This window comes from Pseudomonas alloputida (assembly GCF_021283545.2).
Classification (GTDB): Bacteria; Pseudomonadota; Gammaproteobacteria; order Pseudomonadales; family Pseudomonadaceae; genus Aquipseudomonas; species Aquipseudomonas alloputida.
In genome coordinates this window covers 5,474,706-5,490,000 of record NZ_CP128540.1, presented here as the reverse complement: position 1 = coordinate 5,490,000, position 15,295 = coordinate 5,474,706, and the positions used below count along the sequence as shown (strand labels likewise).

General features: G+C 61.1%; 5 protein-coding genes, 2 tRNA genes and 3 rRNA genes (1 of these 10 running past the window's edge). All 10 read left to right on the top strand.

What is annotated here, in order from left to right:
* Positions 1–224, top strand: a 16S ribosomal RNA gene (locus LU682_RS25490) (it extends 1,313 nt beyond the left edge of the window).
* A gap of 87 nt (positions 225–311) precedes the next feature.
* A tRNA-Ile gene (locus LU682_RS25485) sits at positions 312–388 on the top strand.
* Positions 389–484: 96 nt separating this feature from the next.
* Positions 485–560, top strand: a tRNA-Ala gene (locus LU682_RS25480).
* Positions 561–794: 234 nt separating this feature from the next.
* Positions 795–3,687: ribosomal RNA gene (locus tag LU682_RS25475) — 23S ribosomal RNA — on the top strand.
* Between the two features lie 142 nt (positions 3,688–3,829).
* A 5S ribosomal RNA gene (gene rrf, locus LU682_RS25470) occupies positions 3,830–3,945 on the top strand.
* Together the 16S, 23S and 5S rRNA genes with 2 tRNA genes alongside form the textbook arrangement of a ribosomal RNA operon.
* Positions 3,946–4,132: 187 nt before the next feature.
* A complete protein-coding gene (recC, locus tag LU682_RS25465) occupies positions 4,133–7,615 on the top strand; it encodes an exodeoxyribonuclease V subunit gamma (protein ID WP_010955329.1) in 3,483 nt (1,160 codons plus the stop codon).
* Positions 7,612–11,286, top strand: coding sequence for an exodeoxyribonuclease V subunit beta (recB, locus tag LU682_RS25460; protein WP_010955328.1), 3,675 nt, complete (start codon positions 7,612–7,614; stop codon positions 11,284–11,286). Before recC ends, recB begins: the two co-directional genes overlap by 4 nt.
* Complete coding sequence (recD, locus tag LU682_RS25455) at positions 11,283–13,358, top strand: exodeoxyribonuclease V subunit alpha (protein ID WP_010955327.1); 2,076 nt, start codon at positions 11,283–11,285, stop codon at positions 13,356–13,358. Before recB ends, recD begins: the two co-directional genes overlap by 4 nt.
* 100 nt (positions 13,359–13,458) lie before the next feature.
* Positions 13,459–14,025, top strand: a complete 567-nt coding sequence (gene yfiR, locus LU682_RS25450; protein WP_010955326.1) for a regulatory sequestration protein YfiR — start codon at positions 13,459–13,461, stop codon at positions 14,023–14,025.
* Positions 14,022–15,293 carry a diguanylate cyclase DgcN/YfiN gene (gene dgcN / locus LU682_RS25445; RefSeq protein WP_010955325.1) on the top strand — a complete coding sequence of 424 codons (1,272 nt, stop codon included), beginning with the start codon at positions 14,022–14,024 and terminating at the stop codon, positions 15,291–15,293. Before yfiR ends, dgcN begins: the two co-directional genes overlap by 4 nt.
* The last annotated feature ends 2 nt before the right edge of the window (positions 15,294–15,295 follow it).

Here is a 15,295-nt window from a genome sequence, read left to right as displayed (position 1 = left end):
ACTCGACTGCGTGAAGTCGGAATCGCTAGTAATCGCGAATCAGAATGTCGCGGTGAATACGTTCCCGGGCCTTGTACACACCGCCCGTCACACCATGGGAGTGGGTTGCACCAGAAGTAGCTAGTCTAACCTTCGGGGGGACGGTTACCACGGTGTGATTCATGACTGGGGTGAAGTCGTAACAAGGTAGCCGTAGGGGAACCTGCGGCTGGATCACCTCCTTAATCGACGACATCAGCCTGCTGATGAGCTCCCACACGAATTGCTTGATTCATTGTATAAAGACGATCAAGACCCAAAGTTTTACCCTTAGGTCTGTAGCTCAGTTGGTTAGAGCGCACCCCTGATAAGGGTGAGGTCGGCAGTTCAAATCTGCCCAGACCTACCAATTTTGGTTAGAATGTTGAGCACCCCATGCCTCTGGATAAAGAGTGGTGAGGACGGCTCTTCTGCAGTTCAAATCTGCCCAGACCTACCAATATGCGGGGCCATAGCTCAGCTGGGAGAGCGCCTGCCTTGCACGCAGGAGGTCAGCGGTTCGATCCCGCTTGGCTCCACCACTTGCTTTACCTTGATCAAACTCAGAAATGAGCATTCGCGTCGAATGTTGATTTCTGACTTTTGTCAGATCGTTCTTTAAAAATTCGGATATGTGATAGATATAGACTGAACACCAGTTTCACTGCTGGTGGATCAGGCTAAGGTAAAATTTGTGAGTTCTGCTCGAAAGAGCAACGTACGAATTTTCGGCGAATGTCGTCTTCACAGTATAACCAGATTGCTTGGGGTTATATGGTCAAGTGAAGAAGCGCATACGGTGGATGCCTTGGCAGTCAGAGGCGATGAAAGACGTGGTAGCCTGCGATAAGCTTTGGGGAGTCGGCAAACAGACTGTGATCCAGAGATCTCTGAATGGGGGAACCCAGCCAGCATAAGCTGGTTATCTTGTACTGAATACATAGGTGCAAGAGGCGAACCAGGGGAACTGAAACATCTAAGTACCCTGAGGAAAAGAAATCAACCGAGATTCCCTTAGTAGTGGCGAGCGAACGGGGACCAGCCCTTAAGTTGATTTGAGATTAGTGGAACGCTCTGGAAAGTGCGGCCATAGTGGGTGATAGCCCCGTACACGAAAATCTCTTGTCAATGAAATCGAGTAGGACGGAGCACGAGAAACTTTGTCTGAATATGGGGGGACCATCCTCCAAGGCTAAATACTACTGACTGACCGATAGTGAACCAGTACCGTGAGGGAAAGGCGAAAAGAACCCCGGAGAGGGGAGTGAAATAGAACCTGAAACCGTATGCGTACAAGCAGTGGGAGCCTACTTTGTTAGGTGACTGCGTACCTTTTGTATAATGGGTCAGCGACTTATATTCAGTGGCGAGCTTAACCGAATAGGGGAGGCGTAGCGAAAGCGAGTCTTAATAGGGCGTTTAGTCGCTGGGTATAGACCCGAAACCGGGCGATCTATCCATGGGCAGGTTGAAGGTTAGGTAACACTGACTGGAGGACCGAACCGACTACCGTTGAAAAGTTAGCGGATGACCTGTGGATCGGAGTGAAAGGCTAATCAAGCTCGGAGATAGCTGGTTCTCCTCGAAAGCTATTTAGGTAGCGCCTCATGTATCACTGTAGGGGGTAGAGCACTGTTTCGGCTAGGGGGTCATCCCGACTTACCAAACCGATGCAAACTCCGAATACCTACAAGTGCCGAGCATGGGAGACACACGGCGGGTGCTAACGTCCGTCGTGAAAAGGGAAACAACCCAGACCGTCAGCTAAGGTCCCAAAGTCATGGTTAAGTGGGAAACGATGTGGGAAGGCTTAGACAGCTAGGAGGTTGGCTTAGAAGCAGCCACCCTTTAAAGAAAGCGTAATAGCTCACTAGTCGAGTCGGCCTGCGCGGAAGATGTAACGGGGCTCAAACCATGCACCGAAGCTACGGGTATCATCTTATGATGATGCGGTAGAGGAGCGTTCTGTAAGCCTGTGAAGGTGAGTTGAGAAGCTTGCTGGAGGTATCAGAAGTGCGAATGCTGACATGAGTAACGACAATGCGAGTGAAAAACTCGCACGCCGAAAGACCAAGGTTTCCTGCGCAACGTTAATCGACGCAGGGTTAGTCGGTCCCTAAGGCGAGGCTGAAAAGCGTAGTCGATGGAAAACAGGTTAATATTCCTGTACTTCCAGTTATTGCGATGGAGGGACGGAGAAGGTTAGGCCAGCCTGGCGTTGGTTGTCCAGGTTTAAGGTGGTAGGCTGAAATCTTAGGCAAATCCGGGATTTCAAGGCCGAGAGCTGATGACGAGTTGCCTTCAGGCGACGAAGTGGTTGATACCATGCTTCCAAGAAAAGCTCCTAAGCTTCAGATAACTGGGAACCGTACCCCAAACCGACACAGGTGGTTAGGTAGAGAATACCAAGGCGCTTGAGAGAACTCGGGTGAAGGAACTAGGCAAAATGGCACCGTAACTTCGGGAGAAGGTGCGCCGGCGAGGGTGAAGGACTTGCTCCGTAAGCCCATGCCGGTCGAAGATACCAGGCCGCTGCGACTGTTTATTAAAAACACAGCACTCTGCAAACACGAAAGTGGACGTATAGGGTGTGACGCCTGCCCGGTGCCGGAAGGTTAATTGATGGGGTTAGCGCAAGCGAAGCTCTTGATCGAAGCCCCGGTAAACGGCGGCCGTAACTATAACGGTCCTAAGGTAGCGAAATTCCTTGTCGGGTAAGTTCCGACCTGCACGAATGGCGTAACGATGGCGGCGCTGTCTCCACCCGAGACTCAGTGAAATTGAAATCGCTGTGAAGATGCAGTGTATCCGCGGCTAGACGGAAAGACCCCGTGAACCTTTACTATAGCTTTGCACTGGACTTTGAATTTGCTTGTGTAGGATAGGTGGGAGGCTTTGAAGTGGGGACGCCAGTTCTCATGGAGCCATCCTTGAAATACCACCCTGGCAACTTTGAGGTTCTAACTCAGGTCCGTTATCCGGATCGAGGACAGTGTATGGTGGGTAGTTTGACTGGGGCGGTCTCCTCCCAAAGAGTAACGGAGGAGTACGAAGGTGCGCTCAGACCGGTCGGAAATCGGTCGTAGAGTATAAAGGCAAAAGCGCGCTTGACTGCGAGACAAACACGTCGAGCAGGTACGAAAGTAGGTCTTAGTGATCCGGTGGTTCTGTATGGAAGGGCCATCGCTCAACGGATAAAAGGTACTCCGGGGATAACAGGCTGATACCGCCCAAGAGTTCATATCGACGGCGGTGTTTGGCACCTCGATGTCGGCTCATCACATCCTGGGGCTGAAGCCGGTCCCAAGGGTATGGCTGTTCGCCATTTAAAGTGGTACGCGAGCTGGGTTTAGAACGTCGTGAGACAGTTCGGTCCCTATCTGCCGTGGACGTTTGAGATTTGAGAGGGGCTGCTCCTAGTACGAGAGGACCGGAGTGGACGAACCTCTGGTGTTCCGGTTGTCACGCCAGTGGCATTGCCGGGTAGCTATGTTCGGAAGAGATAACCGCTGAAAGCATCTAAGCGGGAAACTTGCCTCAAGATGAGATCTCACTGGGATCTTGAATCCCCTAAAGGGCCGTCGAAGACTACGACGTTGATAGGTTGGGTGTGTAAGCGCTGTGAGGCGTTGAGCTAACCAATACTAATTGCCCGTGAGGCTTGACCATATAACACCCAAGCAATCTGCTACGCAGATTGTGGTGGTGAAGACGAAAGACCCGAAAATTCGTGCTTTACACAAGAGCTTCGCAAATATCGCATATCCGAATTCGCTGGGCTGTCCATCTGGACATTCCGGCAACAGAATTTCTTGACGACCATAGAGCATTGGAACCACCTGATCCCATCCCGAACTCAGTAGTGAAACGATGCATCGCCGATGGTAGTGTGGGGTTTCCCCATGTGAGAGTAGGTCATCGTCAAGATTCATTTCGCAAAACCCCTATCTGCGCACGCAGGTAGGGGTTTTGTCTTTGTGGGCAAAAAACTCGACCTGCGCGAATCGCTGCGGGAGCGGGCACGGCCGCTCCCGCAGCCTGATGGCATTCGGCCGTTTCATGTACGCGTGATATCGTTCCCCTCTCAGCCATCAGCGCCTCCAGAGACCTTCCGATGCTCAACACCGCCCATCTCCACCCTGGCTTCATGATCGTCCACGGCAACCGCCTCGACGACCTGCGTAGCCTGGTAGTGAGCTGGATGCGTCGCTACCCGCTGGCGCCTCTGGAAAACGAAATTGCCCTGGTGCAAAGCAATGGCATTGCCCAATGGCTCAAGCTGGCCCTGGCTGAAGATCCGCTGGAAGATGACCAAGGCGGCTGCGGCATCGCCGCTGCAATCGATGTGCAACTGCCCGGTAGCTTTATGTGGCAGCTCTACCGCAGCGTGCTTGGCCGTAGCGAAATCCCCGAAGTGTCTCTGCTCGACAAGGCACCCCTGACCTGGCGCCTGATGCGCCTGTTGCCAGCGCTCATCGAGCGCCCGCATTTCGAGCCACTGCGGCGCTTCCTCACCGATGACAGTGACTTGCGCAAGCGCTACCAGCTCGCCGAGCGCTTGGCCGACCTGTTCGACCAGTATCAGGTCTACCGCGCCGATTGGCTCAAGGACTGGGCCACTGGTGAGCACGTCATCAACACGGCCCGCGGCGAGCGCAAAGTTCTGCCGCCAGGCAACCGCTGGCAAGCCGAGTTGTGGCGAGCATTGCTGGAGGATGTTGGCGAGCAAGGCATGGCGCAAAGCCGCGCCGGGGTACACCAACGTTTCATCGAGCGCATCAACAGCCTGGAGCAGGCGCCTGCAGGGCTGCCACCGAGGGTGATCGTGTTCGGTATCTCTTCGCTGCCGGCCCAGGCCCTGGAAGCACTGGCAGGCCTGTCGCGTTTCAGTCAGGTATTGCTGTGCGTACACAACCCATGCCGCCACCACTGGGCCGATATCGTTGCCGACAAGGACCTGTTGCGCCACCAGTACAAACGCCAGCAACGCAAGCAAGGCATGCCCCTGCAACTGGACGACCAGACGCTGCACCAGCATGCCCACCCGTTGCTGGCAGCCTGGGGTAAACAAGGCCGCGACTACATCAACCTGCTCGACAGCTATGATGACCCAGGCAGCTACCAGGGCGTGTTCAGCGACGGCCGCATCGACCTGTTCAGCGACGGTTCGCCCACCACGCTGCTCAACGAACTGCAGGACGACATCCTGGAATTGCGCCCGCTCGCCGAGAGCCGCGAACGGTGGCCGGCAGTCGACACCACAAAAGACCGCTCGATCCGCTTCCATATCGCGCACAGCCCGCAACGTGAAGTGGAGATCCTCCACGACCAGCTGTTGGCCCGCTTCAGCGCCGACCCGACTTTGCGCCCGCGCGACGTGATCGTCATGCTGCCGGACATCGACACTTACGCGCCGCATATCCGCGCCGTCTTCGGCCAGTTGCAGCGTAACGATCCACGCTACATCCCGTTCACCCTGACAGACCAGGGCCAGCGTGGTCGCGAGCCTTTGCTGATCGCGCTTGAGCACCTGCTCAAACTGCCTGACAGCCGCTTCGCGGTCAGCGAAGTGCTCGACCTGCTGGACGTGCCGGCAGTCCGCGCCCGCTTCGGCATCCGCGAAAACGACCTGCCCACGCTGCACCGCTGGATCGAGGGCGCTGGCATCCGTTGGGGCCTTGACGCCGCGCAGCGGGCGAGCCTGGGCTTGCCCGCCGGGCTCGAACAGAACAGTTGGCGTTTCGGCCTGCGCCGCATGCTGTTGGGTTATGCCGTGGGGGTGGGTGAGGCCTGTGATGGCATTGAACCCTACGATGAAATCGGTGGCCTGGACGCGGCACTGATCGGCCCGCTGGTCGCGTTGCTGGATGCGCTCGAAGTCGCCTGCCAGGCCTTGTCCGAGCCTGCCACCGTCAGCCAGTGGGGCGAGCGACTGCATGCCTTGCTGCACGTGTTCTTCCTCGCCGAGGACGAGGGTGATGAGTTCCTGTTGATGCAGTTGCAGGATTTGCGTGATAGCTGGCTTGAGGTGTGCGAGACCGTCGGCCTGCACGACCCGCTACCGCTTACCGTGGTGCGTGAAGCCTGGCTGTCGGGCCTCGATCAGGGCAAGCTGTCACAACGTTTCCTCGCCGGCTCGGTCAACTTCTGCACACTCATGCCCATGCGCGCGATCCCCTTCAGAGTGGTCTGCCTGCTGGGCATGAACGATGGCGATTACCCGCGTGCGCAGCCACCGCTGGACTTCGACCTGATGGCCAGCGACTATCGCCCCGGCGACCGCTCACGCCGCGAAGACGACCGTTACCTGTTACTTGAAGCGCTACTGTCAGCACGTGACCAACTGTATGTCAGCTGGGTCGGGCGCAGTATCCGCGACAATAGCGAACGCCCGGCCTCGGTGCTGATCGGCCAGTTGCGCGATCACATCGCTGCGGGCTGGCATTTGGCCGACGCGCAGCAGGGCCAGCCCGCGAGACCGGGCGAGCAACTGTTGCACGCACTGACCCAGGAGCACCCGCTGCAGCCGTTCAGCCCTCGGTACTTCCAGAAGGGCAGCCCACTGTTCAGCTATGCCCATGAATGGCAGGTGCTGCACCAGCAGGGTGAGACAGACGCGCAGAGCGAGCCGGGCTTGCCGCCTTATCAGGACGCTGAAGCCCTGAGTCTGCACCAGCTGAATGACTTCTTGCGCCACCCGGTACGGCACTTCTTCAGCCAGCGCTTGAAGGTGTACTTTGAGGCGCTGGAAGCGCCGACCCCGGACGAAGAGCCCTTCGTCCTCGATACCCTGCAACGCTACGGCGCCAGTGAAAGCCTGCTTGGCGCCGCCTTGGCCGAACCGGACAACGCCGAACAAGCCTTGCGCGCCCAGGCCCGACGCCTGCAGGCCTGCGGTCTGCTGCCGCTAGCCGGTTTCGGCGAACTGCTGCAAAACGAGTTGATCGAACCGCTGCCGGACCTGCTGCAACGTCACCAGCAATTGCTGCAACGCTGGCCACAGCTGGTCGAGGGCGCTTTGCCGGTGCATTTCGAGCACGGTCAGCACCGTCTGGAGGGCTGGCTGGGCCGGGTGTTCCAGGCGGAAGATCAGAGCCTTCTCAGTATCACCACAGTACCCAACACCATCAGTGCCGGGCGCAACAACCTGAAGTGGCACCGCCTTATCGCGCCCTGGGTTACGCACCTGGCGGCCTGTGCGGCGGGCTACCCCTATAACAGTGCATTGGTAGCCAGTGACCTGACCCTGTTGCTTGCACCCCTGCCGCAAGCGCAGGCCGCGCAACTGCTGGGCGACCTGTTGGTGGCCCGTCAGGCGGCAATGAACGCGCCGTTGCCAGTCGCGGCCAAGACCGCGTTCGCCTGGTTGGCCCAGGACGATGCGGATAAAGCCCTGGCCGCAGCAGCTCGCGCCTACGAAGGCGACGAACGCACCAGCTTTGGCGAACGGAGTGAAAGCATTGCCTTGGCCCGCCAGTTCCGGGACTTTGCAGCACTCACCGCTGACGAAACGTTTGAAGGCTGGTGCGAAACCTTGTATCGCCCGTTGTTTACCGCCCCTTGGCAGACCTTGGGCAACCCGGAGAAAGGCGCATGACCCAGGACCGTCCTCTGGCACTGAGTTTCCCCCTGCACGGTAGCCAGCTGATCGAGGCCAGCGCCGGTACGGGCAAGACCTTCACCATTTCGGCGCTGTACCTGCGCCTGATCCTCGGTCACGGTGGCGAACAGGGCTTCGAACGCGAGCTGCTGCCACCGCAGATCCTCGTGGTGACCTTCACCGACGCCGCCACCAAAGAGCTGCGCGAGCGTATCCGCGCCCGCCTGGCTGAAGCCGCAAGGTTCTTCCGTGGCGAACTGGAAGGCGCCGATCCACTGTTGCACCAACTGCGTGACGATTACCCACAAGAAAACTGGCCGCGTTGCGCCGGCCGGTTGGAAATCGCCGTGCAGTGGATGGACGAGGCTGCGGTATCGACCATCCATGGCTGGTGCCAGCGCATGCTGCGCGAGCATGCCTTCGACAGCGGCAGCCTGTTCACCCAGACCCTGGAAACCGACCACAGCGAGTTGTTGGGCCAGGTCATGCGCGATTACTGGCGGCGCTTCTGCTATGGGATGCAAGGTGACGCACTGGCCTGGGTGCGCGGCAACTGGGGGAGCCCAGATGCCTTGCTGCCGCGCATTCGCCCACTGTTCGGCCGTGTGCGCGCCCAGCAGAATGGGCCAGAGCCCGCCGCATTGATCCAGGCATCGCTGCAGCAACGTGGCGCACAGTTGGCCCGCATCAAGGCGCCATGGGCACAGTGGGCCGAGGAACTGCGGCAAATCTGCCGCGATGCGCTGGCCGCCAAACAGGTCGACGGCCGCAAGATGCAAGCCCGTTACTTCGAGCCCTGGTTCGACAAGCTCTGCGCTTGGGCCAGCGATGAGCAACTGGTAGAGCTCGACTTGGGCACCGGCTTTACCCGGCTGACCCCGGCGGGCATGGCCGAGGCCTGGAAGGGAGAACCTCCCGAGCACCCAGCCCTCAACGCCATGCAGCACTTGCAGCAGCAACTGCAGGCCCTGGACAGCCCGGATGCCCCGCTGCTCGAGCACGCCGCCAGTTGGGTATCGGCGCGTTTCGAAGTGGAGAAGCGCCGGCGTGCAGAAATGGGCTTCGACGACATGCTCGTGCGCTTGCAGCACGCGCTCGCCAGCGAGGCCGGCGAGCGCCTGGCCAGCCTGATCCGTGAGCAGTTCCCGGTAGCGCTGATCGACGAATTCCAGGACACCGACCCGGTTCAGTACGGCATTTTCGAGCGCATCTACCAGATCAGCGAAAATCGCGCAGAAACCGGTCTGTTCATGATCGGCGACCCCAAGCAGGCGATCTACGCCTTTCGTGGTGCCGACATCTACACCTACCTAGCCGCGCGACGCGCTACCAGCGGCCGCCTGCACAGCCTGGACACCAACTACCGCTCCAGCAAAGCCATGGTGGCGGCGGTCAATCAGGTGTTCCTGCAGGCCGAGGCGCGTGAAGCGGGGCGGGGTGCATTCCTGTTCCGCGAGGCCGATGACAACCCGCTGCCATTCATCGAGGTGCGCGCCAAGGGGCGTGGCGAACAGCTGCTGATTGACGGTGAAGTCAGTGCAGCCCTGCAATGCTGGCAGCTGGAAAGTGAAGAGCCAGTCTCCAGCAGCGTTTACCGCCAGCAAATGGCCGCCAGTTGCGCCAGCCATATTGTGGCCTTGCTCAATGGCGGCCAGCAGGGCACGTCGGGGTTCCGGAATGCCGAAGGCGAATTGCGCGCCTGCTTGCCCTCGGACATTGCCATCCTGGTGCGCGATGGCCATGAGGCGCAGATGGTCCGCGCCGAACTGGCCGCACGCGAGGTGCGCAGCGTCTACCTGTCCGACAAGGACTCGGTGTTTGCCGCCCAGGAAGCCCACGACCTGCTGGCCTGGCTCAAGGCCTGCGCCGAGCCTGACTCGGAGCGCCTGCTCAAGGCTGCTCTGGCAAGCCTTACACTGGGCCTGTCGCTGGCTGCGCTGGACCGGCTTAACCAGGACGAGCGGGTCTGGGAGAGCTGGGTGATGCGTTTTCGCCTGTACCGCGACACCTGGCAGCGCCAGGGGGTGTTGCCGATGTTGCGCCACCTGCTGCATGACTTCCAGCTACCGCGCACACTGATCCGCCGCAGTGATGGCGAGCGGGTGCTGACCAACCTGCTGCACCTGGCCGAGCTGCTGCAGCAGGCCGCCGGCGAACTGGACGGCGAACAGGCGCTTATCCGCCACCTGGCCGAGCATCTGGCCAGTTCCGGTCAGGCCGGTGAAGAGCAGATCCTGCGCCTGGAGAGCGACGAACAGTTGGTCAAGGTGGTGACCATCCACAAGTCCAAGGGCCTGGAATATCCCTTGGTCTACCTGCCATTCATCTGCACCAGCAAACCGGTGGATGGTAGCCGTCTGCCGCTGGCCTGGCATGACAGCGAAGGTAACGCTCACCTCACCCTCACACCCGACCAGGAGCAGATCGAGCGCGCTGACGACGAGCGCCTGGCCGAAGACCTGCGCCTGCTCTACGTGGCCCTGACCCGCGCCCAGCATGCTTGCTGGCTGGGTGTCGCCGACCTCAAGCGCGGTAATCTGAAGAGCTCGCAGCTGCACCGCTCGGCGTTTGGCTACCTGCTGGGGGGCGGCCTTGCCTTGGCTGGCTCGGCGCAGCTGACGGACTGGTTGCAGGCTTTGGCGGCAAGTTGCCCGCACATCACTTGCCCAGGCCTGCCGCAGGCGGATGAGCAGATGTATCGCATGCCACACGCCGAACGTGAGCTGCTGCCAGCACGCAGACCACGCCATGCGGCTGCCGAGCACTGGTGGATCGCTTCCTACAGTGCCCTTCGTGTCGGCGATCAGACCCTCGGCGCCGACAGCTCGCAGGCACAGCAACTGCTGGACGACGAGGTGCCCGATGCCCAGGTGTTGCGCGAGGTCCCGGCCGACAGCGGCGATATCCATCGCTTCCCGCGGGGGCCTAACCCCGGCACCTTCCTCCATGGTTTGCTGGAGTGGGCAGGCCGTGAGGGCTTCAGCGAGGTCAGCGCTAACCCTCAACTGATAGAGCGTACCGTTGGCCAGCGCTGCAATCGCCGCGACTGGGCCGGCTGGATCCCCACCCTGAGCCACTGGATGCAGCGTTTGCTGAGCGAGGCGTTGCCGCTGCCGGGCAGCGACCAGAGCGTAACGCTGGGCCAGCTGCGTCATTACCAGATTGAAATGGAGTTCTGGTTCGCCAGCCACCGGGTCGACGCAGAACAACTCGATCGCCTGGTGGCACGCCACACCCACCCCGGTCTGGCGCGCCCAGCTGCGCAGCCGACCGTGCTAAACGGCATGTTCAAAGGGTTCATCGACCTGGCGTTCGAGCTGGACGGGCGTTACTACGTGACCGACTACAAGTCCAACTGGCTGGGTGCGGACATCCAGGCCTACGATGCCATGGCCATGGAAAAGGCGATTCTTGAGCACCGCTACGACCTGCAGTATGTGCTGTACCTGCTGGCCCTGCACCGCCAGTTGCGCGCGCGGCTGGCGGACTACGATTATGACCGCCATGTTGGCGGCGCCCTGTTCATCTTCCTGCGCGGTGCCAGCAGCAGCGGCCACGGCGTGTACCACGCCAAGCCACCGCGTGAGCTGATCGAAAGCCTCGATGCGCTGTTCCGTGGCGAGCACGCGCCGGTACAGCAGGACCTGTTTGCCGGAGTTGCGCCATGAGCCGAAGCCTTGTCGACCTGTTGCCCACCCCGTTGCACGCAGAGCACCTGCTGGCGCTGGCACCGCAGCACAACAGCGCTGACCTGCTGCAATTACTCGACCGTTGGGTTGAGCGGGGCTGGCTACGTGCCCTGGACCGCGCATTCGTGTCGTTCCTGGAAGAGCGCGCCCCCGGCAGTGATCCCTTGCTATTGCTGGCGGCAGCGCTGGCCAGCCACCAACTGGGGCACGGACATGTCTGCCTCGACCTGCAACAAACCTTGGCCGAGCCTGATTTCGCCCTGTCGTTGCCGCCGGAAGGTGACGCCCTTATCGGCCCTTTGCTACTGCCATCGCAACTGCTGGCCAACCTTGACTTAAATGCCTGGCTTCAGCGCATCAGCGCCAGCCCGCTGGTGGCCGCAGGTGATACGCCTGGCCAGCAAGCGCGGCCGCTTGTACGCAGTGGCGAGCGCCTTTACCTGCGCCGTTACTGGAGTTACGAGCGGCGCATCGACCAGGCCCTGCGCCAGCGCCTGAGTCAGGCCGAAGCACCGCCTGCGGACCTGCCAGAGCGTCTGGCGCAACTGTTCGAGGGCGGCGCGCCAGCTGGCCAGGTGGACTGGCAGAAGCTCGCCTGTGCCTTGGCCACCCGTGCCGGTTTCAGCATCATCACTGGCGGCCCCGGTACTGGCAAGACGACCACCGTGGTGCGCCTGCTGGCGTTGCTGCAGGCGCCGGCAGTGGAGCAGGGCAGGCCACTGCGCATCCGCCTGGCTGCACCGACCGGCAAAGCCGCTGCGCGCCTGACCGAATCCATTGGTCAGCAAGTCGAGCGCCTGCAAGTCAGCGCCGAAGTACGTGGGCAAATCCCCACTGAAGTCAGCACCGTGCATCGCCTGCTCGGCAGCCGCCCGGGCTCGCGGCACTTTCGCCATCATGCTGGCAACCCGTTGCCGTTGGATGTGCTGGTGGTCGACGAAGCGTCGATGATCGACCTGGAAATGATGGCCAACCTGCTCGATGCCTTGCCGCCGCGGGCGCGTCTGGTGCTGCTGGGCGACAAGGACCAGTTGGCCTCGGTCGAGGCCGGCGCGGTGCTGGGTGACCTGTGCCGGGATGCTGAGGAGGGCTTTTACTCGCCGGCGACTGCAGCGTGGCTTCAGCAGGTCAGTGGCGAGTCGCTGGCCGGCAGTGGCCTTAAGGCCGGCGATGAGCAGCGTCACCCGCTGGCCCAGCAGGTGGTGATGCTGCGTTTTTCACGGCGTTTCGGTGAAGGCAGCGGTATTGGCCAGCTGGCCAGACTGGTCAATCGTCAGGACGCTCACGCGGCGCGCAACCTGCTGGCCGCGCCGCCTGCCGACGTGCACAGCCTTTCGCTCAAGCACGAACAGGATCGTGCGTTCGACCGCCTGTTACTCGACGGCCTGAACCGCGGTACCGATGGACCGCAAGGCTACCGCAGCTACCTGCGCACCCTTGGCCGTTACCGGCCGGCACTTGATACCGCCTTTGACGACCCCGCCTGGGAGCAATGGGCGGGCAAGGTGTTGCGCAGTTTTGAGGATTTCCAGTTGCTGTGCGCGGTGCGCCGGGGCGCCTGGGGTGTCGAAGGCCTCAACGAGCGGGTGGCGCGAGTGCTGCACAATGCCGGTCTGATCGACAGCCAGCAGCCCTGGTACGAAGGGCGCCCGGTGCTGGTGACCCGCAACGACTACGGCCTTGGCCTGATGAACGGTGACATCGGTATTGCCCTGCGCCTGCCGGATGAGCATGGCCAGCCGCTGCTGCGCGTGGCCTTCCCGCGCAACGACGGCAGTGGTGGTGTGCGATTCGTTCTGCCGAGCCGGCTCAACGAAGTGGAGACGGTATTCGCCATGACCGTGCACAAGTCCCAGGGCTCGGAGTTCAGCCACACTGCCCTGGTGCTGCCGGAGGCGCTCAACCCGGTGCTGACCAAGGAACTGGTGTACACCGGCATCACCCGGGCCAAGCACTGCTTCAGCCTGGTCGAGCCACGCCAAGGCATTTTCGAAGAAGCGGTGGCGCGCAAAGTACGGCGTATTTCCGGGTTGATGCTCGAGCAGGTCTAGGGCCATGACACCCATTACACGTGGCTGCAGGCTCATACAATAAAGCGGCCATGTGCTATCGTTGCGCCGATATCGGAAGGGGCTTAAAGGGATTTCCCACATGAATGTGGCCGCAAGGCGAGTGACAAGCTGTGCGCTTTCGCTATTGCTGGCCGTCCTGTTCCTTTCTGCAGGCGCTGCCCGGGCAGACCCCGGCACAACCGCCGCCCAGGCACAGCAGCGCGCCAAGGCAGTCACCCAGGTAGTACTGGGTATTTTCAGTTACGCCCGCTGGCCCGTCGAACCTTCTCCTTTACGCCTGTGCCTGGTCGGCCCGACCGAGTACGCCGACGATCTCATCAAGGGCCATGTCCAGGAGTCCGGCCGGCCGCTGCAGGTGCGGCGCCTGCTGGCAGAAGACACCCAGGTCGCCCAGGCCTGCGATGCCCTCTACATTGGCAAGCTTGACCAGGGCCAGCGCGATCGGCTGTTCCAGCGTATTGGCGGCCACCCGGTGCTGAGCATCAGCGAGGCGGATGACCCATGCACGGTCGGCAGCCTGTTCTGCCTGCGGGTCCGCGACCAGCAGGTGACCTTTGAAGTCAATCTCGACTCGGTGGCACGCTCTGGCGTGCGCATTCACCCCAGCGTGCTGCAATTGTCGCGGCGCCGGGCGGAGCAGCCATGAAGCCGACCCGCAAGCGTACCGTGCGCCCGACCCTGCGCTCGGTGCTGGGCCGTGGCCACCTCAGCGTCGCCTTGCTTGCCGTTGGCCTGGCGGGTATCTCCCTCACCCTGCTGGGCGTGCTCGCCCTGCGTGTCTATGCCAACCATAACCTGCAGTTGATCGCCCGCTCGATCAACTACACCGTAGAAGCGGCTGTGGTGTTCGATGACAGCGCCGCCGCCAACGAATCGCTGGCGTTGATTGCCAGTACCGAAGAAGTGGCCGAGGCCAAGGTCTTCAACAACGAGGGCGAGCAACTGGCGCACTGGCAACGCGACAATACCGGCATGCTCGCGCAGCTGGAGGTGCAGGTTGCCAGCGCCTTGCTGGATGAGCCGGTCATTCTGCCGATCGTGCACCAGCAACAGCAGGTCGGGCATATCGAACTGGCAGGCCAGGGCAGGAGCCTGTTGCTGTTCCTGCTCAGTGGCTTGGCCGGTATCCTGTTCTGCACGGTCCTCAGCGCCCTGGCTGCCCAGTATCTGTCGCGGCGCCTGCTCAGCGATATCACCCGCCCGCTGCGTGGCCTGGCCAGTGTCGCCCATGCCGCCCGCCGCGAGCGCAGCTTCGACCGGCGCGTACCAGAAGCGCCGATTGCCGAGCTGAACGAGCTGGGTAACGACTTCAATGCCCTGCTGGATGAACTGGAGGTGTGGCATAGCCACCTGCAGAGCGAAAACCAGACCCTGGCCCATCAGGCCAGCCACGACAGCCTGACCGGCTTGCCCAACCGCGCCTTCTTTGAAGGGCGCCTGAGCCGCAGCGTGCGAAATGCGGCGCGCCAGCAGGACCACCTGGCAGTGCTGTTCCTCGACAGCGACCACTTCAAGCAGATCAACGACACCCTCGGCCACGCCGTGGGTGACGAGGTATTGATCAGCGTGGCCGAACGTGTGCGCGCCCAGCTGCGCGAGCAAGACCTGGTGGCGCGCCTGGGGGGCGACGAGTTTGCCGTGTTGTTGACGCCTTTGCATACGCGCAAGGATGCCGAACACATTGCCGAGAAGATCGTTGCCAGCATGGAGCTGCCGGTGCAACTGGACAGTGGCCGCAGTGTTTCCACCTCGCTGAGTGTCGGTATTGCCTATTACCCGGATGACGGCGCTGACCCCGCCAGTCTTCTGAATGCCGCCGATGCGGCAATGTACCAGGCCAAGCGCGAACGCCGTGGCCATTGGCAAGTGGCGCAGACGGAACGGTCCGCCAATGAAATCAGGAACAGGAGTTGAAC

Bases quoted from the DNA above. Each gene is read 5' to 3' on its own strand.
- recC (WP_010955329.1), top strand. From the start codon at position 4,133: ATGCTCAACACCGCCCATCTCCACCCTGGCTTCATGATCGTCCACGGC.
- recB (WP_010955328.1), top strand. From the start codon at position 7,612: ATGACCCAGGACCGTCCTCTGGCACTGAGTTTCCCCCTGCACGGTAGC.
- recD (WP_010955327.1), top strand. From the start codon at position 11,283: ATGAGCCGAAGCCTTGTCGACCTGTTGCCCACCCCGTTGCACGCAGAG.
- yfiR (WP_010955326.1), top strand. From the start codon at position 13,459: ATGAATGTGGCCGCAAGGCGAGTGACAAGCTGTGCGCTTTCGCTATTG.
- dgcN (WP_010955325.1), top strand. From the start codon at position 14,022: ATGAAGCCGACCCGCAAGCGTACCGTGCGCCCGACCCTGCGCTCGGTG.